The sequence below is a fragment of the Pseudovibrio sp. M1P-2-3 genome, assembly GCF_031501865.1.
Classification (GTDB): Bacteria; Pseudomonadota; Alphaproteobacteria; order Rhizobiales; family Stappiaceae; genus Pseudovibrio; species Pseudovibrio corallicola.
On record NZ_JARRCW010000001.1, the window covers coordinates 2,483,008 to 2,505,360 of the forward strand.

A 22,353-nucleotide genomic window follows, 5' to 3' on the forward strand; every position below is an offset into this window, starting at 1 on the left:
CCCGTTCCGCCCTCTCATCCATGCTCCCTCCTCAACTGTTTGTATAATTTTTCAGCTTTGTACTTCTAGTGTGCAAGGAAACCAAAAGTAGACAACCTTATAAAACTTCTAAGCGATAAACGGCAGCATAACTGGAGATAAGTGGTGAAAGGATCTGTAGAAACTTGCCTAACTCTGCTGTTGGATGATTGGCTACATACAAAATATCCTTATCCTCCATTTCAACTGCTTGTGCCCGCAAGTAACCATCAGCGTGAAGTACATTCAATCTATATACAACAGGCAACATACGATTTGGATTGCGCTCCAAGGCCTTGGGTGCCAACCGCCCTACCAGTTGACGTTCTTCATAACGGAAGATGAAAACCCCTTTAGGATCTGCACGAGTATCCTCAATCCCCCCCACCAATGCCAGAGCTTCAGAAAGAGATAAAGACTGGGTTTTAAAGGGAACAAGCTTTTGCTCTCCCACTGCACCAAAAGCTGAAAAGCTGCGCGGGTGATAAGATAGAAGGATATTATCGCCTGATGCAACATTGATGTTATTTCTAGGGTTTTCAATTAAGTCTTCAAACCGTGCTGTCCCGGAACGGTTCCCTCGTTTCAATGTAATCACAGTTTCATAGGATGCTTCCCTCGCCCCCCCTGCATCTGCTACAACCTCAAGAAGTTTCGCCCCTCCAATTGGCAGCGAGTACCGTCCCGGGCTCTTTACATCTCCCACTACCACGACGCTGTTGCTGCGATTATCTGTCAAATGAACTATAACTTGTGGTTCGATGGCTTTTCCCAATAATTGATGCTGAATTGCCTGACGGATCTGCTCCAACGTCAACCCTTTTGCGCGCAGACGCCCCGCATAAGGAATAAAGATATTTCCATTCGCGTTCACAACAACATCCACCTTGGACTGCTTGGAACTTAAGGTGGAAAATAAGCCATCTGGAGCCGCCTCCCATATGAGAACAGATAGGACATCCCCTACTCCCAATACAGTGCCGTGACTCCCGCTTTGAACTGCAGAAAACTTATCCGAAAAGATTTGCGGCCTATAATTGTTCAGTATTGAAATCACCTCATGATCCAAGTCTACGACCGATATTTTTGCGGTATAAGCATCTTCCTGAACCTGTGTTGATGAAATCGCGTAGGCACTTGGCCCACCAGATGGAAGTTTGGTACAGCCTATTATGCTAACCCATATAAAAAGTACCCAAATCCAACGCATCGAAACTCCGGCTTCACATTCCTTGAATATTCTCTTGGGTTGTTACTTTGCCGATTTCTCTATTTGGTGCACTCCCACAAAAAGAACCCTTGCATTAGCATTAAATAAATTAACCGCTAAAAGTACTTGCTATTCAAAATTATAACTCGAGCTACCTGTAAAAGACTATTGTCGTAACCTGCTTTCCAAGGCGAGCGTGCTCAACTGAAAACACGGTAGCTGGTACACAAATTCTAGCTAAAATACTTCACCTGTTACTTATTTCAATTATCTCTCAATACGGGTTAACGAACTGCACGTTTATCGTTATGTTGGATATTATAAGGTTATTGATAAATCCTATTAGTGCCGTACAGAGATTCGGTGTGAGACGTGAATTTTCAACTCAATAAGAAATCAATCTATTTCACCTTCAAACCTAGACAGCTAACGATATTGGCCTTGGCAACTCTCTTCGTGACCTGCATAGGCGTGATACCAGCAGTAGCTTTTGACCTATTTGGCTTCCACCTTTGGGGGGCAAAGCCGGAGAAAAGCGAACTAGATACAACCCTATTGGATCCAACACCATATAAGGTCGATTTCCTGTTTCACCCCCCTTCAGGGGAGAAAGATAAAAAACTTGAGAAAACCCTGAAAAAGGCAAGTTCTCTCATAAGTGAAGAGCATAAGCCCCCCTCAGGGCTGAATGGCCTAAAAGCTAGAGCTTTGAGTGATTTTGAACAGTTGGTCGCTGTTCTTTATACAAAGGGCTATTATTCTGGACTTGTGGATATCAAGATCAATGGTATTCCACTCGAACAGTCCATAGAAGATAATAGTCAGATTACCGTTCGGCCAGTCCCTGTTTCTCTCTCAATCTCACCCGGCCCACTCTTTCACTTTGGTCAAACTTCAGTGTCCTACAGTCATTTGGAAGATGCAGACAGGACAAAGCTACCGGATGTAATGGCCTTGGGGATCACCAGTGGTGCTCCCGCCTTGTCAGACAAAATCTTCAAGGCAGAGAGCAAGGCTCTTATAGCTCTTGCAGACTTGGGCTACCCCCATGCAAAGGTGGGACCGAGAAAACTGCTAGCCAACCATGCGACACACTCTCTCAAAGTGCATCTAGCCTTTAATGCTGGTCCCAAAGCCCGATTTGGACCTGTTACGGTGAAAGGCTCCAAGTCTGTCAGCGCGGACTTTATTAAAACCTATGCCAATATACCGGAAGGCGAGACATACTCCGATACAACTATCAGAAAGACCGAGGATCGCCTGCGGGATCTTGGTGTATTTTCCAGTATTTCTATAAAGCCGAGCCCAATTATTAAAGAAAACGGCAGTCAACCTATCACCATTGAAGTTTCAGAAAGAGCCTCCAGAGTTTTCGGGTTGGGGGCCAACTGGTCAAGCAATGAAGGGCTTGGGCTAGAAGGGTATTGGACACATAGAAACCTGTTCGGGTCCGCCGAAAAACTAACGCTTTCCGGGTCGTTGGGTCAAATAAGCGACATTGCAGGTGATGATCTGGAGTATGCAGCCGGCTTAGCCTTCGAAAAGCCTGGCGCGTTTGGACCTGCAACAAAGTTTACAAGCAGTATAAATGCCGCAAGAGAACGGCCCGATAGTTATGAAAGCCGGTCCATAACCGCTGATGCCTTTTATCATAGAAAGATCAATGAGCACCTGAAAATGAAAGTCGGAGGTGAAGCTTTTTATGGCTCCGAAGAGGATGTATTAGGAGCGCAAGATTACTTCTTTATTGGCGCTCCAGCCTACTTAACCTACGATAAGCGAAACAATAAGCTTAACCCTACCCGCGGGTATGAGGGTATCCTTTATTTTGAGCCCGCTGCGGATCTGCGCATTAGTGAGGCCCTTCTTTTCTCAAAAGCCAGTTTTTCCAATTACGTATCCTTGGATAAAAAAGACAGATGGGTAATCGCCACAAGGGTCTCTACTGGAGTGGAAGTTTCTAATGGTCTGACCAAAATTCCCCCTTCCCGCAGGTTTTACCTTGGCGGCGGCGGTACCGTGCGCGGATATGCCTATAATAATATCGGCCCACGAGTGGATGATGAAGTCACGGGTGGGCGGAGCTTTTTCCTAGTAAACGGAGAATTGCGCGTAAAACTGACATCCTCTATTGGAGCGGTTGGATTTTTGGATGCCGGGTCTGTTTATGATTCCATACTTCCTGACTTTAGCAGCTCATTCCAAATAGGGGTTGGCCTTGGTTTGCGGTACTTCACACCTGTTGGCCCCTTGCGGCTGGATGTGGGAGTTCCTCTTTCTCCCGAAAAAGACGACCCGCCAGTTGCTGTATATATTGGACTAAGCCAATCTTTCTGATCACTGGGATAGTACTTGATAATAAATACAAGCGGATAACATAATGCAATTTCTTTTGAGGTCTGTGACAACTCTCGTTCTAGGAATTACTGCCCTCGCTACTTTTGCGTATGTCCTGCTTGTTGGCGTGGGGTTATGGCAAGGTGGTCGCGACTTAAGCGGCAAACTTCTCAGTACATTTTTACCTGATGTGGAAATTACCTCTCCACAGCTTACTTGGAACTTCAATTTTAATATTCAGCAGCTTGAACTGTCAGATAACCAAGGACCGTGGCTAAATGTTAATCAGATAACGATCGATACTTCTCCGCTCAAGCTTTTCAATGGAACTATCTTCGTTAAAGAGTTCGATGTGTCTTCTATGAATGTTAGACGGCTTCCAATAGAGCCGTCAGAAAGTTCATCTCAGTCCCAACATCGCCAAAGTCGTTCGAGGCTCCCTTTCAACGTTTCTTTGCAAAATCTTTCAATCAACGATCTATCCCTTGCCCCTGAAATACTAGGTGCTGCCGCACAGTTTTCAGTTAAAGCCGATGGTACATTCCACCCCAGTACCCTTTACACAAAACTGGGCTTGAACCTTACTCGAACAGATCAGGTCAGTGGCCAGCTTGAAGCCAGCGTTCTCTTTAAACCTGATGGGAGCACACTGGACTTTAACGTTTATGTCCGCGAAGCTGGAGGGGGGCTTTTTTCCAAGGTCACAGCATTGCCAAACTCTCCCTCTCTCACCTTCTCTTTTAAAGGTGGCGGCCCTATTGCCGATTGGAAATCTGACCTCTCTCTCTTAATTGATGATAGGGCCGCAGCCACAGGATTTGCCCGTTTTAGGGAAACAGGCGGACAAAGACAGTTTCAAGCTAAATTTACAGGCGAAATAAAAGATCTCCTTCCAGCCTCCCTTTCAAATATTTTTGAAGGAGAAACTACATTCAATACCAATGGTGTTTTGGATAACGGCTTTTTACCAGTTAAAGTCGATTTTGAGCTCGACAGTGATGCCATCACCGTTGAGGGCAAAACAAGGACTATTGAAAATGGGGAGAAACCCGCACTTGACACCTTCCTTGTTGCAAAAACGAAAACAGAAGAACCACTAACCTTCCCCAGTGCCAATGGTGAAATTCTTAGTATTGTATCTCCAGAAATAACATTCAGTGCGTCAGGACCATTGAGTAACTTCCAGTGGGACCTCTCCACGAGTACCAGCAAGGTTGCCCGCGGGCCGACAGCTTTTGAGAGCATATTCCTCAAAGCGAGCGGTCAAAATGCTTCAATGGCCGAAGGCAATTTTGCATCAGATCTCACAACGCAGTTGGAGGTCAAGGCGCTTACCTCTTCCGCACCTAAGCTGAAAGGCCTTCCGCAGGACTATTTTGCCAATATGGAGGCTCAGCTGGACCTTCAGCAACAATCGCTTTCAATTAGGCGTTTTGCACTCGTTTCAGATGGACTGGCTCTTCGTTCAAACAGTGGCATAGTTTCAAACGCGAGCACAAACCTCAATGGTTATCTTCAAGTTTCTGACTTGAGCCAGTTTTCCGGCCTTGCGGGAAGAGCACTGGGTGGAGATATCTCAGCCAGCTTTTCCCTGATCAGCGAACAGAATAACTCTACCGGAAAGGTGACAGCATCTATAGAAGGTTACAATGTCCAGCTTAACGAAAAGGTATTGGACAACCTGCTTTCAAGGACCATTCAGGTCAAGTTAAAGACGAACTATAGCCTGCTTGAGCCAACACTTAGTGCTTTGAGTCTTGACAACACCGAGGTTACGATCACTTCCAATAATCTGAGTGCTGCTGGCACGGGCTTCCTCAAAAAGGGAGTTGTTGGGGCACAGATAGCCCTTCAAAAGCTGGCTCTTGGGGCACTGGATAAAAAATTAACGGGCAATGCCCACTTGGAAGCAAAAGTTACTGGCCCCTTGAATGCAATGGAAATTTCTGTCGATGGGGCCACACAAGGGCTCATGTTAGATGGAAAAACAAACAGCATGTTGTCTTTGACAGCTTCCTTGACAGCAAACCCCGAACAACCCAGCGGCAACTTTCAAATTACAGGGAACCTTGCCAAACAAGAATTTAATATGTCAGGCCAAATTGAAAGCCAAGGCAAACAGGTCAGTGCAAATAACCTCTCCTTCATTATGGGGGATAATCGTATCTCCGGCTTTTTCTCCTTTCCTGATCTTCACTCCATTCCAGCTGGTGTAACCGGAGAGTTGCAAGTAGATGCCAAGGACCTATCCAAGATCGGAACGATCATGCAGCTGTCCATGCAAGGAGAAGCTGAAGGAACCCTTTTTCTTGTAAACCATGGGGGCAAGGTCAACGCGCAGTTTCTGGCGCGGGCGCAAGAAATCCAAGTAGAAGATGCCAAGGTTGCAAGCTTTTCTCTACAAGGAGATCTTTTTGATATTTTCAATTACCCCACACTTTCCGCCAAAATGCTGGGTGAAGGTATCACAAGCGGCAAGTTTATAGCCAACGAAGTTCGGCTCTCTGCAGAAGCCGACAACCACATCACCCAGTTTAATTCTTCGGTAGAGCTTGCCAATAAAGGCCAACTACTAAAAGCTTCAGGTAGTTTTGAAGCGGTGGATGACACCTATGATATCCGCCTTGATCAGGTTTCCGGTGTCTATGACCAACTTAAAATAAATCTGAGCCAACCTTCGCTTTTGTCCATAGGCAGTTCTCAAACAAACATCGAAAAACTCGTCTTTTCCATAGGACAAGGTCGTTTAAGCCTTTCCGGAAATATTGGAACCCAATTGGCAATTAACGCGGGTATTGATCGTTTTCCACTAGCGATTGCCAATGCTTTTTCTCCCAATCTGGGCCTCAAAGGCGAAGTTTCGGGAACGGCCTCCCTTCAAGGGACACTTACGTCTCCCCTTGCCACATGGGCCTTGAAGGGAACCGGCATAAGCACTGTAGCCCTAACTAAACAAGGTGTTTCGCCTGTAGCCTCGACCAGTTCCGGTCGTTTTGAAGGAAGGAGAGTGCAAGGGACACTAGAGCTGTCCAACCCAGATGGCCTCGACTTCCAATCCCAAGGACATATCGAACTTACCTCTCCCATTACGGTTGCTCTTCAGGCAACAGGCAACGTTCCCATGCAGGTTTTCAACACTGCCCTAACCCGCCAAAGCGTAAACGCAGCTGGCAAAGTCGGCATATCTGGTAGTGTAAACGGTCCACTACCCACTCCTAATATCAAGTTCACTGCCACCCCCCAGGATCTGGTAATAATTGACCTCAAGCATAATGTAACACTTGAAGAATTTACGGGGACAATTACGGCAGATAAAGGTGCCATCTCACTCAATGGCTTAAGCGCCAAACTGCGCAAAGGTGGTTCGATAAGCGCTGGCGGCCAAATTCTTTTAAAAGACCATATGCCAGCTGATCTGACGGTGAAGCTTTCAAATGGCCGCTACATTGACAGCAGCTTGGTAAACGCGCTCATAAATGCGGATATCTCACTTAAGGGACCATTAACCGCGCCAGATGAAGCCCCTGTTCTATCTGGAGAAGTGCAGATACAAGAGGCCGATATCGGAATACCGCGTTCCTTTAACTCCTCGATAAACCCTGTTCAGGTTACACATATAGAAACGCCAATACCGGTTGCCAAACAGATTGCCCTTTTACAGAAAGATGAAGGGAAACAGGAGGCCTCCTCCAAACCGCGTGAACCCTTGAAACTGGATGTCACCCTCAAAGCACCGGGCAAGGTATTTGTTCGCGGGCGCGGGCTTTACGCTGAATTGGGCGGCTCCATTCATCTTGGCGGTACAACCAAAGAGCCTGAAACAGTAGGCAGCTTTGATTTACAGCGCGGGCAATTCGACATTCTTAACGAGCGTTTATCCTTCAACAAAGGACAAGTGAACTTCACTGGAAGTTTGATTCCAAACCTCAACTTCGAGGCGATTTCCACGCGTTCCTCATCAACAACAATTACAGTCTCTATCACAGGGCCCGCCAACAACCCCGTGGTGAAATTCAGTTCAGTACCCGAGCTCCCTGAAGACGAAATTATTACTCAGTTGCTTTTTGGAAAGTCAGCAACAGACTTATCGCCTGTGCAACTGGCCCAACTTGCCTCCACGCTCTCTACCCTTTCCGGCGGCGCGGCGGATACTTCGTTTTCCCGCTTCAGAAACTTGTTGGGAGCCTCTGACTTCAATGTAAGTGTTGACAGTTCCGGTAATCCCGTCGTTTCCGCAGGCACCTACATCAATGACAATATTTATCTAAGTGCCTCGCAAGGAACAGAAGAGGAAGGCAGTGAAGTTACGGTTGACATTGATATAACAAAACAGCTCCGCTTACGGCTGGGCGCGGGAAGCGAAGGCAGCACCAAATCCGGCATCTACTATGAGAAAGAGTATTAAAGCAGTGAGATGTTTTAAAGTACATCGCGTTCATTAGCATTCACGCTTTGCACTCGAATGTATTTATTTTGAGGAGTGCAGGCTTCAGGAATTTCAACACGCAGAGCCTGCACTTCTCTATAAATTATCCTAGATTAAGTTCCTTAAAGAAGTCATTCCCTTTGTTGTCGACAACAATAAAGGCTGGGAAGTCTTCCACTTCAATCTTCCAGACAGCTTCCATGCCCAACTCTTCGAACTCGACCACCTCGACATTTTTGATGCAGTCTTGCGCAAGGCGCGCTGCTGGACCGCCAATGGAGCCAAGGTAGAAGCCTCCATGTGCCTGACAGGCACGGCGAACCTGAGCTGAGCGGTTTCCTTTGGCCAGCATGACCATGGAACCACCTGCTGCCTGAAACTGGTCAACATAGGCATCCATACGCCCAGCGGTCGTTGGTCCAAAGGAACCCGATGGCATACCCTCTGGGGTTTTGGCGGGGCCAGCGTAGTAGATCGGATGGTTTTTGAAATAATCCGGCAAAGGCTCCCCAGCTTCCAGCCTATCACGAAGCTTGGAGTGGGCCAGATCACGGGCAACAATCAAAGGACCGGACAGAGACAGGCGCGTCTTAATAGGATGCCTGTTCAACTCCTCCAGAATTTCCGGCATAGGTCGGGTCAGGTCTATCTTCACCACCTTGTCGGTCAAATCGCCTTCTTCAACTTCCGGCATATATTTTTCCGGATTACGTTCAAGCGCTTCAAGGAACACCCCGTCCTTGGTGATTTTGCCCAGAGCCTGACGGTCGGCCGAACACGATACTCCCAGCCCGATTGGTAGAGATGCACCATGCCTTGGCAGTCTGATCACCCGCACATCATGGCAGAAGTATTTGCCGCCGAACTGGGCGCCGACACCTGTTGCCTGTGTGAGTTTGTGAATTTCCTGCTCCATCTCCAGATCACGGAAGGCATGACCAGCTTCTGACCCTTCTGTTGGCAGGGCGTCCAGATAGCGGGCGGAGGCAAGCTTTACTGTTTTCAGGTTCAGCTCGGCAGACGTGCCGCCAATCACTATGGAAAGGTGATAGGGAGGACAGGCTGCCGTTCCCAGTGTCAGGATTTTTTCCTTCAAGAATTCGCTCATCCGCTCAGGCGTCAAAAGGCTCGGCGTACCTTGGAACAAAAACGTTTTGTTCGCGGAACCGCCACCCTTGGCCATGAACAGGAACTTATAGGCGTCCTCGCCCTCACTCATCAGGTCAATTTGAGCGGGCATATTGTTCTTGGTGTTCTTTTCCTCAAACATGGACAGGGGAGCCAACTGGGAATAGCGCAGGTTCTTTTTGAAGTATGCATCGCGTGCCCCTTCTCCAAGGGCCGCCTCATCTTCGCCTTTTGTCCAGACCTTACGCCCCTTTTTCCCCAGCACAATCGCCGTGCCAGTATCTTGACACATAGGCAGTACGCCAGCAGAGGAAATATTAGCGTTTTTCAAAAGATCAAATGCAACGAATTTATCGTTTTCAGTTGCTTCCGGATCATCCAGAATTTTGCGTAGCTGTTCCAGATGGCTTGCACGCAGGTAGTGGTTGATGTCTTTAAACGCTTCTTCAGCCAAAAGGCGTAGGCCTTCCTGTTCTACTTTTAGAACAGAGGTGCCATCAAACTCGACTTCACTGACATATTTATCAGTCAGCTTTCTATAGGGCGTTTCATCTGCCCCTAGTGGAAACAACGAGGTGTGCACATAAGGAGGGGGTGTTTGTTCTGACATCTTCAAAGTACTCTGGTGTTTCAAGTCTGAGCGGAAACTGGTGTATCGTTGCTTTTAACGGGAAGTTTTGGGCTGCGTAAACCTTTCTTAGAAAAGTTCTACAAAAATCAAGCCCATTTACCTAGGAGAAGGCGCCAGTTCCGGCGCCTTTTCACTTATCGGGTTGCGAAAATTTCTATATCAACGGTCACGTTGTCCGCAACAGCTCCATTTGGAACATCCTTCCCCAACTGGAAATTTTTGCGTAGCAATACGACCTCTGCTTTCGCGTAGGCCTTTGTTCCCTCCAGATCGAGGGTAAAGGGAAAGGAAACCGGCAGACTGATACCTTTCATGGAAAGAGTACCTTCCGCCCTATAGGTCCCATCACTTACTCTCGTAATACGGGTCGTTTTAAAAACAGCTTCCGGAAACTGGCCTATATTGAACCAGTCCGTTCCCTCCAAGGTCGAGGCTATCTGTTTATCCGAAGTCTTGACACTTCCCGTTATAATGGTGGCTTGAATGGTAGAATTGGCCAAGTCATCAGGATTGAAATCAATCGCAGCATTCCAAGTGCCAAAAGTTCCTTTCAGCATGCTTCCGCTTTGGAGCACTTCAAAGCCAATACGGCTGCGACCGGCATTCACATTCCAGACAGTTGCAAAAGCTTGCTGGCCGGAAACGAGTAACCCCATGCCGAAAGCTGTAAGAAGGCTGAGGTATCTTAAACTCAACAAGTTGAAGTCTCCAAAACTACAGGTTGGACTGAGAACGCTTGAGTGAAGTCATACGGCGCAACACCCCATCCCTATCAATAAAGTGGTGTTTCAAGGCCGCCGACACATGCAAGACAACAAGTCCCATTAGAATGTATGCCAAAAATTCGTGCATTTCTCCTAAAAGCTCTGTGGCTTGTTGCTTGCCCCCCAAAAACGAAGGGACTGCAAGGTGAGGAATGGTGAAAAGATCGAAGAAACGCGTAGGAATACCAAATGGCGAAGCGGAGACGACGAGCCACCCGCTAAGCGGTATCAAGAACATGAGCAGGTAGAGACTTTTATGCGTTAAAATAGCCGCAACCTTTTCCCAGAGTTTCATGGTGACAGGGTATGCAGGTTTCAAGTTGGCAAAACCCCACGCCAGCCTGAGGACTGCAAGGCCGAGAACAATAAACCCCACAGACTTATGAAGCTGAAACAACTTGAATGTCATGGGATCTGTAAGGGGTTGCCGTGTCATATACAGACCAAGGCCCAGCATGAACAAGATCAAAGCGGCCATTAGCCAGTGAAACACTATTGTAATAAGCCCGTAGGATTCTTTAGTATTTTTAAACATGGAGCCCCAATAAAAACGTGGGATCACACAAAGGTGACCCCAACACTATCCGTTTGCATGCACTGCTTTTATTGAGCGAGGGAAGCTTCGCTGTTAATTGTAATCGTCACCTCGTCTCCCACGTAGGGGACATATTTATCAATACCAAACTCACTGCGCTTGATCATTGTGGTGGCGGTTAGACCAGCAACCATTTTCTTAGACATTGGGTGCTCTGCCAGCCGGTTCACAGTCACTTCAAGGGTGGTTGGCTTGGTGACACCGTGGAGGGTTAAATCCCCCGTAACTTCCAGCATATTTTCCGCTGTTTTCATCACCTTGGTAGAGCGGAAGGTTGCTTCTGGGTATTTCTCGACATTGAAGAAATCGGCACCCTTCAAGTGCTCGTCCCTTTTTTGGGAAAAGGTATCCAGACTGTTGGTGCTGATTGTAATATCAACCTTGGAGTTCTCCGGCTTTTCTTCATCAATTACCAGAGTGCCCGACCAATCTGCAAAACGGCCGTCCGTGGTCGAATACCCCAGGTGATTGTAGCTGAACGCAATGTTGGAGTGAGACATGTCAAAGACAAAGTCTTGCGGCTCCGCTTGTGCCACGCTCGTCATCAGGGACGCTGTCAAAGCCAGCGCTGCAATGGAAAACGGCTTCATAAGTATACCTTTCAAACTATCCAGATCAGGAGTTGTGCCCATAGTACATGTTTCATTCAAAACCGGATATTTCAACCCAACTTATTGTGAACCCCATAGAACCATAGATTGTGTATGCCCTTCCAACACTTATGAAGCCAACATCAAAGCTTCAAGGGCTTACAAAGGTTTTAAAGCAAACATGATACCGTTTTTGTCTCTCAAGAAATCAAAGTCTGCCTTCTTCAACTCATCACGCAGCTGTGGCAGCACGCTTTTATCGTCGGCAATCAACATGTAGCCATCGGGCTTGAGGAAGCCTATCAGGCGCTGCAGGCACTTGACCCGCCCGTTGGATGGCAACTCGTGAAAGAAGCGGTCGCATACAATGGCGTCCACCTCGGTGTCCGGCTCATAGCGCTGCGCATCCCCATGAACGATCTCAATGGGAAGATTGTTTGCCTCCACCCGCTCTTTCAGCTGCTCAAGGCCAACGGAGGACGTGTCGACAGCAATGACAGTGTGCCCACGGTTTGCCAGATAAAGGGCATCTCGCCCCTGCCCGGCCCCAAGGTCCAAAACCGTACCGGCTTCAAAGTCCAGATTGCTGAAGATTGTGGTGAACTGCTTGGATGTGTGACCAAAGTAGTCCGGGTTTTTGCCGTAAATCTTATCGTATTTTTGCATCGAAAATTCCGTAGGTTCCGCATTTGCCTGTACCTATAGGCACACAAGGAAAAAGCGCAAGCAACAATTCAAAGAGGGCGAATTAACGGAGCAAACGCTCCAGAATAAAGACGGTACTTTCCTTGAACTCTGTTTCCGTTTGCACGGTAAAGCCCTGTGATTTGGCAAGTGCGAGGGATGCCCTATTACTCTTTGCAATGATGCACACAACCTTGGGGCTCTCTATATTGCGACTTCCCCATTCAAGCGCCGCGCCCACGGCTTCCTTGCCGATGCCTTTTCCGTGGACTTGCGGGGCGAGCACCCAGCCCATTTCCGGTGTGCCGTGGATGCAGGGCTCAATTATCCGGTGATAATCCATAAAACCGACTTCACCCACATACTCGTCGCTCTCTTTCAACTCCACAACCCAGCTTCCGTATCCCAGCAGAGGCCACAGGCCTGAAAAGGAGAGCAGGCGAGACCAAGCTTCCTTCGGGGTGGCGGGGGCGCCTGAGATCCCCTCATAGACCTCGGGGTAATTCCATAAGCGCTGGGTACCAGCATGGTCTTGCTTGGTGTGCGCGCGAAGAATAAGGCGCTCTGTTTCAATGGTGGGGGCAGCAGTGTGTTTAAGAGTTTGTTCGAGCATTTTAATTCCACTTAGATAAAAAGAACTTGTTACATTTTGTTCCCAAAAAATCCAGAGCCATCCTAAAAGCCGCTCTTAAGCGGTGAAGGCATTTTGAAACGAGTTTTAGATAAATATTTTTCATCTTGCCTCAAATTCATGACCACAAAATTTGAATAGTGCTTGACTACAATCTACTGAAAATCAGAGCTAAACTTAACCCAACTTGTTGCCTCAGCACCACCAATTTCTTTTCCATAACAATACCTTGATGCGTTTAAAATGTAACACGCATAACGAGCGTTAAGGGCTTTGCAACACAAAACCAACAAACTGATGACACTTGACGCTTAATATTTCTAATCAATGTCAAGCAATAATAATGAAAGCATACGGGGAACAGTTATGCGTAAAATAATCGCGATTGCGGCCATGGTGCTGGCTGCGTGCGCCTTTAGCACGTCCGCAAGTGCATACGGCTCGGGCAAGTTTTTTGATCATGCGACCAAACAATGGGTCACCTATGGCTCCGCCCGCGTTGGTAAATCTCCCATCAAACGCAAAATGGTAAACTACAACGGCTCCTATTCAGTGGGAACCATTGTGATCAGCACTCCGGAGCGCCGTCTCTATCATATCCGCCCCGGCGGCAAGGCAATGGTGTACGGCGTTGGGGTGGGCCGTGATGGCTTCCAGTGGTCCGGCACCCACCGCATCACCCGCAAGGCTGAATGGCCGGACTGGAGGCCACCAGCAGTTATGCGCGCACGCGAAGCCCGCAAGGGGCGCATTCTGCCAGCCTTCATGGAAGGCGGCCCCAACAACCCTCTGGGTGCCCGCGCCATGTATATCGGTAGTACCATCTACCGCATCCACGGCTCCAATGAGCCATGGACCATTGGCTCCGCCGTCTCTTCGGGATGTATCCGTCTTGCAAATGAGGACGTAATCCACCTCTATGAGAATGTGAGCGTCGGCGCCAAAGTTGTCGTCCTTAGGTAAAGCCTAGCAGCTTGAGCTGGAGCGGTCACAAGTTTGTGGCCGCTTTTTTGTCAGCCGTCTCTGGAAAGACCTTTTTCTGCCAGCTCATCCAGATAGCGCTGCCACAGGGCATCATGGTTCTGGCCCAGCTCCAGAAAATAGGCCCATGTATAGATGCCCGTGTTATGCAGATCATCAAAAGTCAGCTTCACGGCATAATTGCCAACAGGGTCCACACCGATAATTTCCACATTCCGCTTGCCCGGCACGGTTTTGCGCTGCTCTGGCGAGTGCCCCTGCACTTCCGCACTGGGAGAGCTGACCCGCAAGAATTCGGCGGAAAGTTCAAAGCTTTGCCCCTGCTCAAACGAGACAACCAGTGACCTGCGATCTTTCTTCAACCGGATTTCAGAGGGCCACGGGGCCTTGGTTTTGCTCATATTTCATCTCGTTCATATTTTTTTACAATTGCCACACTGGCACTTGATGAATTCTTGTTTATATATACACACTCTTTCACGGGTAAAGACCCTGTGCAATAATAGGTCATAGTATCAAAAAGGTAGCAAGCGTCGGGCATATGCTACAGGAGGTGGCAAATGAGTGAGAACAATCAAGGAGTGACGAGCCCTGTGCAGCCTCAACTGATTGACCCGTTTGGTCGCCCCGTCTCATACCTGCGCGTTTCCGTGACAGACCGCTGCGATTTCCGCTGCACCTACTGCATGGCGGAGAACATGAGCTTCTTGCCCAAAAAGGAAGTTCTCTCGCTGGAAGAGCTGGACCGCCTGTGCACCGCGTTCATTGAAAAGGGCGTGCGCAAGCTACGCTTGACCGGCGGTGAGCCTTTGGTGCGCAAGAACATCATGGGCTTTATTCGCGGGCTTTCCCGTCACTTGGAAAGCGGCGCTTTGGAAGAGCTGACGCTGACCACAAATGGCTCCCAGCTCACCCGCTTTGCCGATGAATTGTATGCAGCAGGCGTACGGCGCATTAATGTCTCCATGGACACCATGGACTATGGCAAGTTCCGCGAGATCACCCGTTGGGGAGATCTCAACAAGGTTATGGCAGGCATTGAGGCTGCCAAGAAAGCCGGATTGCAGATCAAGATCAACGCGGTTGCCTTGAAAGGGTTTAACGAGGACGAAATCACCTCCATGCTGGCGTGGTGCCATGAAAACGGCCACGACCTTACCTTGATTGAAACCATGCCCCTTGGCGAGATTGACGGCGAGCGGCTGGACCAGTATCTGCCCCTTTCCACCGTGCGCCAGCGGCTGGAAGAGCAGTTCACCTTGAGCCCCATTCCCTATAAAACTGGCGGCCCTGCCACTTATGTTAAGGTGGAAGAAACCGGCGGGCGCCTTGGCTTCATCACCCCCATGACCCATAATTTTTGCGAGAGCTGCAACCGGGTGCGCGTCACCTGCACCGGCATGCTCTACATGTGCCTTGGCCAAGACGACAGCGCTGACCTGCGCGCCGCCATCCGTGCCTCTGAAGGCAACGAAGTGCTGGACCAAGCCATTGAGGAGGCCATCAGCCGCAAACCCAAAGGCCACGACTTCGTCATCGACCGCACCACAAAAACACCCGCCGTCTCACGCCACATGAGCGTAACCGGCGGGTGAAACTAAATTAGCTCAAAATATGTCTTAACGTTTCACGCAAATCAAAGGCCGGCGTTAATTGTCGTAAACAAGGCTAATACTTTTGGACCGATTAGTCTGACAGTTGCAATAATTGTAATTGAAATCAAACTAGCAATTATCCCATACTCAATTGCAGTTGTACCGAATTCATCTTTTAAAAAATTCCTAATCAAAGTCATCGCCTTACTCCACTAAAACCAGAGGCACTATACATACACCTCAAGCACAACTTCGAGTTAAGAATATTAACAATAGGTTAATATATATTTTCGATATTTACGTAATTTAACTGTACATCCCATAACTACCCTTACGTTTATGTGTACTTATAGTTTGCGCTGCGATAACTACCTATAAATATTAGATAAATTTATATCGTTTTTGTAATTTTTATATTAACCCTTTATTAACCTAAGTTTCTAGGAATGTTATTTTCGTGGATGCCCCTAAGGATTTTTCTATATAGATTCTTAGTACTAGAGATCATCTGAGTAAGTAATTAGAATCACTCTTTAACTATTCCTCTCATTACTATGGACAGTTTATTCCTTCAGCACTGTTCAGTTACTTTCCTATTGACTGATCAATTTACCAGCTTTCGAAAATGGATCCCCGATCAGGTCGGGGATGACGTCCGTGGGTGGGGCGGCGCCTTAAAACACCTCCAAGGTCATCCCGCGCTTGACGCGGGATCCAGACTGAGGTTGCTGTGGTGGTAACACCATGCGTTTTTGAACTGTAGTGGCTGCCCAGCCTCCCATCTATTTGGTGCCCTACCTTTGGATCCCCGATCAGGTCGGGGATGAAGCCTGTGGGTGGGACGGGGCCTTAAAAACACCTCCGAAGTCATCCCGCGCTTGACGCGGGATCCAGACTGAGGTTGCTGTGGTGGTAACTCCATGCGTTTTTGATCTGTAGTGGATGCCCAGCCTCCATCTATTTGGTGCCCCACCTCTGGATCCCCGATCAAGTCGGGGATGACGCCTGTGGGTGGGATGGGGCTTCAAGTCACCTCCGAAGTCATCCCGCGCTTGACGCGGGATCCAGACAGAGGTTGCTGTGGTGGTAACACCATGCCTTTTGAACTGCAGTGGATGCCCAACCTCCATCTATTTGGCGCCCCACCTCTGGATCCCCGATCAGGTCGGGGATGACGTGTGAGCGTGGGGTGGGCCTCAGAAAACACCTCCGATATCATCCAGCGGGAGCGGGAAGTGTGCAGGTATACGCAGATAGCACCACGCGGTTTCCCGAGCAGGTTGGAAATAGAGAACCCGAATAGCGGGTGTGGCAAGGCGGGCAGGCCAAGAGCCTGCGCAGTGACTAATAAAATGTTTCTTCGGCTTTGGCATTCCGCCTTGCCCGGGATTATTTTATGCAAAATACTGGGGTAACCAACAGCAGTCGAAAAATGCGGTTGCCCGCAGCTGCTCGCGACTCTGGAGGGGCTCCTTGAATCCGCCGGGCCTTTACAGCGAAACCCGAACAATATCTCACCGGGCCCCTTGAAGATGCGTTACCTCCCCAAACAACCCCATCCCGGCTCATAACTTGGCGACGGACGGTCCGCCGCTGCCCGTTTTTATGAGCACGAGACCAAGTGTAGAGGCCCACGAGTGGAGGGGGATAAGTTTTTATGTTACCCCTGCCTGCTCAAGCCCTGCCGCACTTTCCGCAGAGCTCTCTTTTAACGCCCGCACCATCTTGCGCCCCTCGCTTGCCCGCACATGCTCGCGGTAGACCATATAAAGGCCAGAGGCCACGATAATGCCCATGCCGGCACCGGTGAGCATATCGGGCACATGCCCCCATATGAGCACCCCAAGACCCGCAGCCCACAACAGCCCCGTATAGCGCACAGGAGCAACCGCCACCATATCCCCAAAACGAACGGCAATAAGCGCCAGAATGTAGGCTGCTATCTGGAAAAACGATCCGGAAATAACAGGTAGTGCGTGCCAGCCCTCCAACACTACCCATTCCTCAGCAACCCCGACCCCAAGGCCCATAAGTGTGACCGATACACACACAACGAAACAGACAGACAGGCACGGCAGGCCTTTGGGCATGGCCCGTGTGACCAGATCGCGCAGGGCGCGGCACAGCACCGACCCCAGTGCCAGCGTAGACCAAAGGTCAAAGCCACCAGCATCGGGCTGCAACACCAGCAAGACGCCAACAAACCCCAGAGCAATGGCACTCCAGCGCCGCCAGCCAACCACCTCTCCATAAAACACTGCAGCTCCCGCTGTCACCATGAGCGGCATGGCCTGCAACACCGCTGACACATTGGCCATAGGCATCTTGGTGAGCGCTGTCATATACATGAGGGTACTGGCCACCTCCAGAACGCAGCGGGCCAGAACTGTTGGGTGTAGCAATTGCCAGCCCACCCGAAAGTTGCCGCAGAACAGGCTCAGCACGCCCATAAAGGCACAAGTGACAACCCCTTCCAGAAAAATGAACTGTCCGGTTGGCATGTAATGTGCGGCGTATTTGAAAATGGCACTGTTGAATATAAAGGCTGCGGTGGACACGAACATGGCCAGCATAGCGCGGCCATTCATTCCGATACCCATTAATTTTGCTCCATGAAGACGAGGGAGCGGCGCAGCTTGCTGAACGGGGGAACGTCCTGTGCACGTGTTGACGTGGCTCCAATCATTTCTGAAGGCTTTATATCAAAGCAGGCATAGGGTTAGCGAGGTGACATCCTGCCGCCCGCGACAACTACTTACATCAATTTGCTAGGTGTCAACCTATTGAAGACTGGTAGTGGCATCCATATACCGCTGAATGACCCTCAAAATGAGTACTCAACACCAAAAACTCATCGGGTTGGAAAAGCTACTGCATCTACTGATAGACTGACAGACCGCCGCTTTCCCAACTTGCTGCCTTATTTCGGCTAAAAGCTATCATAGTTTACCTAAAGCATTTCAGAGACTTCAACTGTAATGGTGGCTGAGGATCTGTCGCCGTTTTCATCCTCCACTTGATATTCGAATGTCTCTGTACCAATGAACCCCTCATCGGGAGTGAATGTTAGAAATTCCGCGTCAAGAGGGTCTATGGTCGCCGAGCCGTTGTCCACGCCGGACACGTCGAAGATAAACACGTTGTCGTCTGGATCAATGTCATTGGCAAGTACGTCGACAACGACTGGTGTGCCGGATGTAGCTGTTGCAAAGTCGTCATTAGCTTGCAGACCCAAGTCTATTGAAGTCGCCCTGCCGTAGATGACGTAGGTTTCACCAGCATCTGTGCCGCCATCATCATTCCGGCTGGCGGATATGAGGACATCATCATAACCATCACCATTGATATCTCCGGCGGACGACACGGTTGCTCCAAATTCGTCGGTTTCAAAAAAATCGAGTGAAGAATCTGGGGAGCTACCGAAAATCTTCAGAGCTTCATGAGAGTCAGCATTATAGAGGTTCAATGTTTGTTGGCCTTTGTCCTTTACTCCAAACAGGCCGTCCGTTCCAAACACAATGTAAGCTTCGTTTGACATATCGCTATCATAATCCTTTACGGAAGAAAGGACCAGGTCGTCAAATCCGTCGCCATTAAAGTCTCCGGCATCTGAGACACTCCAGCCCGTTATGCCTCCTACTTCCGTACGTTCTGAGCCACTCCCATTTTCCTGAGTGTATATTCGGCCACTGTCGAATTCATCTACGATTGAAAAACCTTTGTCGAACGTGATCTCGTCAGCGTTCACAATTCTCTGTCCATTCGAGCGCACACCAAACCCTTGATCTGTACCAAAAAGGACGTGTGTTATTGATTTGCTGTCTTCAATTCGGTTCGGATCAAGAGTGAAAAGTGGCGCGCTCACAACCATGTCATCAAAGCCATCGCCATTAACATCCCCTGCACCGGATACGCTGTATCCCACAGTATCGTCTGCTCTGGAGCCTTGAATTACAAACCCTTGATTTGGTGTAAGACTGGATAGATTGAGATCACCAGTGACGGTTTGTGACCCGAAGACCACATAGGCTTCACCTGCTGAGTAAGGATCACCCGAAAGGCCTCCACGACCCGCACCAAAAGGTGCTCCCATGATAATATCATCAAAGCCATCTCCGTTGACATCGCCAGCACTGGAAATGATTTGGCCATGACCATCATTCGCGGCATTGGACTCTATAACGAAACCTTGTGAGGTGGAAAGGTTGTTCAGGTTGAGGTTTCCATGCCCTTGGGTGTCGCCATATACAACATAGACCTTAGTGTTTCCTGTACCAGGGATGCCTGTGCCGATAATCACATCATCGACACCATCACCATTCATATCTCCGGCATCCGATATATCGATTCCGGCAAACTCTCCGGATGCGCCTTTCATCTTGAAACCAGAGCTGCCATTGAACGTTGACGCATCTACAACTTGCCGTCCATCTCCAGCCGTTGTGCCGAACGTACTTTCTGAGCCGTATAGAGCGTAGATTGTACCATTTTGAGCATTTCCAACACCCGAAACTGCAAAGAGCAGGTCATCAATATTGTCTCCATTCAGATCTCCTGCTGCCGAAACAGTAGTTCCAGACATGAAGTCATCAAGAAAAAGGTCATAATAGTTTTGCTCACCGCGAATTATGAAGCCATCTGAAGGGCTCAAAGAACCGAGGTCTATAACATCCTGACCACTTGCGTCAGATGTGCCAAAACCATCAGCCCCTCCAAAGACAACGTAGGCTTCAGGTGCACTATCAAATCCTTGATTGCTGCCAATAATGATATCATCATAGCCATCATTATTGATGTCCCCTGCACCTGACACATCATAACCGGAGCTGATCCCAGCTTCGCCGCCTTGAATAACAAAGCCGAACTCTGAGTGTAACTCTCCTGTATCAATCTGCTCCACAACTTCCGAGGCTGCGCTGGTGAGTGTTTCAGCAAACCCGTTGCCATCAGTATGGGTGACATTCACCCGAACAAGAGAACCAACAGATGATGGCTGAAGGGTGAGGTTTATACCATCTCCGTTGGCAAGGGAGCTCCAACTAGACCCGTTGTCGAGCGATTGCTGCCATTGGTATGAGAACGCTCCTAGTCCATTTGAATCTATCAACCTTGATGTATCCGCAAAAAGCGTAGCTGCACCATGGTGCGTCCCGCTTTGTCCCGAAGGCCCAGCAATCGCGAAGCCAGCAACTTCAACCTCGCCCTCAACAGGACTGTTTTGCGCGAGAATTTCCAAGTCTGCTGTGGATGTATCTGTCAGCTCTCCATCGGTTACTGTGTAGGAAAAAGTTACCGTTTCCCCTTGGTTCCCGTCGGATACGTAAGACCAGGTTCCATCTGGATTATCGGAAAGGGTGCCAGCACCGGACAAAATAGAGACGTCAGAAACGGACAGAGTGTCACCATCCACATCAAAAGCGCCTGCAAGAAGTTCAGATGCAGCAATTATGCGGGTTCCATCACCTTCAGAGCTTCCTAAATCGACAGAGTTTGCCTCAGGCGCATCATTGACGGGGGTGATGTCCAGCGTAGCTGTACTGGATGCCTGAAGTGCTCCATCGGAAACCGTGTAGGAAAAGGTCACACCCCTATCATCATTTTCTGCGGGATTATAGGTCCACGTACCATCTTGATTGTTGGTCAATATGCCGCTGCCAAATTGAATGCTCAAGCTGGTCAGTGTCAGCGTATCGCTATCTCCATCGTTTGCCCCCACTAACAGGTCTTGGGCCCTGATCAGGCGGCTGCCATCCTCATTAACAGACCCAAGATCAACTGAGGTGGCGGTTGGCGCGGTGTTGCCTGTCGTTTCAATGACAATATTCTCAAAGGAGTCGAACTGTACACCAAGGCTGGAGAATGTGCCGGAAACACTACCCATTGCACTCAGAGTACTCTCAAAATTGGCAAGCTCCGACTGGAACAAGGTTGAATAAAATGTACTACTGGAAACGATTAAGCGCAGAGTGTCCGTTCCCGACCCACCAGAATAGACGTCAGTTGACGTGAGGTTACTCTCCTCATCGTGAATAACCGTATCGTTTCCATTCCCAGCGTTAATTATGTCATTGCCACTTCCACCTATGATAGTGTCGGCTCCGTTGCCACCATTAATAGTGTCGTCTTTGGCGCCCCCATCAATGGTATCGTTCCCCTTTCCACCATAGATGTTATCATTTCCGTTGCCGCCATAGACGAGATCGTCTCCTTTATTGCCGTAAATCAAATCACTGCCATTGCCGCCCCAGATCTCGTCTTCTCCATCCCCGGCTTTAATGGTGTCATCATTACCGCCGCCATGGATATAATCATCGCCACCCTTGGTCTCGATATAGTCGTTTCCACCATTGCCATAAACCTGATCATCACTATCGCCAGTAATGATCAGGTTGTTATTGTTGTTTCCATTAACTTTAGCCACTGGGGGTAGCCTCCTCATTTAAGATTGCATGTAAGTGCAAACCCATTCTTGTTTTGGTAGTTATTGAGGTGATTTGAATCGAAGACACAGCGGGTAATAAGCCGCATAGGTCCGGCAAAAGATAGCATCTGGCCGGTGGTGGAGGTCGAAGGTTGGGACAAGTGCGATTGCTTGTAGGCCCGGACATGCGGTACTCTTTTCTGGCGCACTTCCTACCACTTGTCAGAGTTGTTCTTCTCTACACGCTGCGTAAACCTTCACTGAAGAGAAAGCATATTGACAAGTTGTCATAGGGTACTGCTCAGATGTCAGCGGCGCCTATTTTGATAGCGTTATTCTTGT

At 48.9% G+C, this 22,353-nt stretch carries 15 protein-coding genes; 4 read left to right on the forward strand and 11 right to left on the reverse strand.

Annotation, left to right across the window (positions count from 1 at the left end):
* Positions 1–97 precede the first annotated feature (97 nt).
* The gene (locus tag P6574_RS10820; RefSeq protein ID WP_310620289.1) at positions 98–1,228 is read right to left on the reverse strand and encodes a polysaccharide biosynthesis/export family protein; all 1,131 of its coding nucleotides are present in this window, start codon (positions 1,226–1,228) and stop codon (positions 98–100) included.
* A gap of 708 nt (positions 1,229–1,936) precedes the next feature.
* Between P6574_RS10820 and P6574_RS10825 the strand changes: the two genes are divergently transcribed.
* Together P6574_RS10825 and P6574_RS10830 are read left to right on the forward strand one after the other, a co-directional pair.
* The gene (locus P6574_RS10825; RefSeq protein ID WP_310620290.1) at positions 1,937–3,565 is read left to right on the forward strand and encodes an autotransporter assembly complex protein TamA; all 1,629 of its coding nucleotides are present in this window, start codon (positions 1,937–1,939) and stop codon (positions 3,563–3,565) included.
* Between the two features lie 43 nt (positions 3,566–3,608).
* The gene (locus P6574_RS10830) at positions 3,609–7,970 is read left to right on the forward strand and encodes a translocation/assembly module TamB domain-containing protein (protein WP_310620291.1); all 4,362 of its coding nucleotides are present in this window, start codon (positions 3,609–3,611) and stop codon (positions 7,968–7,970) included.
* Positions 7,971–8,094: 124 nt separating this feature from the next.
* Here P6574_RS10830 and P6574_RS10835 read toward each other — a convergent pair whose 3' ends face one another.
* The 6 genes from P6574_RS10835 to P6574_RS10860 all read right to left on the reverse strand — a co-directional run bounded on the left by P6574_RS10835 (position 8,095) and on the right by P6574_RS10860 (position 12,996).
* Entirely contained in the window at positions 8,095–9,729 is a 1,635-nt protein-coding gene (locus P6574_RS10835; protein ID WP_310620292.1) for a fumarate hydratase, read from the reverse strand.
* A gap of 155 nt (positions 9,730–9,884) precedes the next feature.
* Positions 9,885–10,448 carry a YceI family protein gene (locus P6574_RS10840; RefSeq protein WP_310620293.1) on the reverse strand — a complete coding sequence of 188 codons (564 nt, stop codon included), beginning with the start codon at positions 10,446–10,448 and terminating at the stop codon, positions 9,885–9,887.
* A gap of 16 nt (positions 10,449–10,464) precedes the next feature.
* Positions 10,465–11,049, reverse strand: coding sequence for a cytochrome b (locus tag P6574_RS10845; protein WP_310620294.1), 585 nt, complete (start codon positions 11,047–11,049; stop codon positions 10,465–10,467).
* 68 nt (positions 11,050–11,117) lie between these two features.
* Positions 11,118–11,741 (reverse strand): YceI family protein, encoded by a 624-nt coding sequence (locus tag P6574_RS10850; RefSeq protein WP_310620295.1) that lies wholly within the window; start codon positions 11,739–11,741, stop codon positions 11,118–11,120.
* 117 nt (positions 11,742–11,858) lie between these two features.
* Entirely contained in the window at positions 11,859–12,365 is a 507-nt protein-coding gene (locus P6574_RS10855) for a class I SAM-dependent methyltransferase (protein WP_310620296.1), read from the reverse strand.
* An 82-nt stretch (positions 12,366–12,447) separates the two neighbouring features.
* Positions 12,448–12,996, reverse strand: coding sequence for a GNAT family N-acetyltransferase (locus tag P6574_RS10860; RefSeq protein WP_310620297.1), 549 nt, complete (start codon positions 12,994–12,996; stop codon positions 12,448–12,450).
* 384 nt (positions 12,997–13,380) lie between these two features.
* Between P6574_RS10860 and P6574_RS10865 the strand changes: the two genes are divergently transcribed.
* Positions 13,381–13,977: a L,D-transpeptidase gene (locus P6574_RS10865; RefSeq protein ID WP_310620298.1), complete on the forward strand. Its 597-nt coding sequence runs from the start codon at positions 13,381–13,383 to the stop codon at positions 13,975–13,977.
* 50 nt (positions 13,978–14,027) lie between these two features.
* Here P6574_RS10865 and P6574_RS10870 read toward each other — a convergent pair whose 3' ends face one another.
* Complete coding sequence (locus P6574_RS10870) at positions 14,028–14,396, reverse strand: DUF971 domain-containing protein (RefSeq protein ID WP_310620299.1); 369 nt, start codon at positions 14,394–14,396, stop codon at positions 14,028–14,030.
* A gap of 159 nt (positions 14,397–14,555) precedes the next feature.
* Here P6574_RS10870 and moaA point away from each other — a divergent pair, with 159 nt between their 5' ends.
* Positions 14,556–15,590: a GTP 3',8-cyclase MoaA gene (moaA, locus tag P6574_RS10875; protein ID WP_310620300.1), complete on the forward strand. Its 1,035-nt coding sequence runs from the start codon at positions 14,556–14,558 to the stop codon at positions 15,588–15,590.
* A 41-nt stretch (positions 15,591–15,631) separates the two neighbouring features.
* Here moaA and P6574_RS10880 read toward each other — a convergent pair whose 3' ends face one another.
* From P6574_RS10880 to P6574_RS10890, 3 genes are all read right to left on the reverse strand, one after another.
* Positions 15,632–15,790, reverse strand: a complete 159-nt coding sequence (locus P6574_RS10880; RefSeq protein WP_310620301.1) for a Flp family type IVb pilin — start codon at positions 15,788–15,790, stop codon at positions 15,632–15,634.
* 1,455 nt (positions 15,791–17,245) lie between these two features.
* Entirely contained in the window at positions 17,246–18,190 is a 945-nt protein-coding gene (locus tag P6574_RS10885) for a DMT family transporter (protein ID WP_310620302.1), read from the reverse strand.
* A 350-nt stretch (positions 18,191–18,540) separates the two neighbouring features.
* Positions 18,541–22,011, reverse strand: a complete 3,471-nt coding sequence (locus tag P6574_RS10890; protein ID WP_310620303.1) for a cadherin-like domain-containing protein — start codon at positions 22,009–22,011, stop codon at positions 18,541–18,543.
* Between the last annotated feature and the right edge of the window lie 342 nt (positions 22,012–22,353).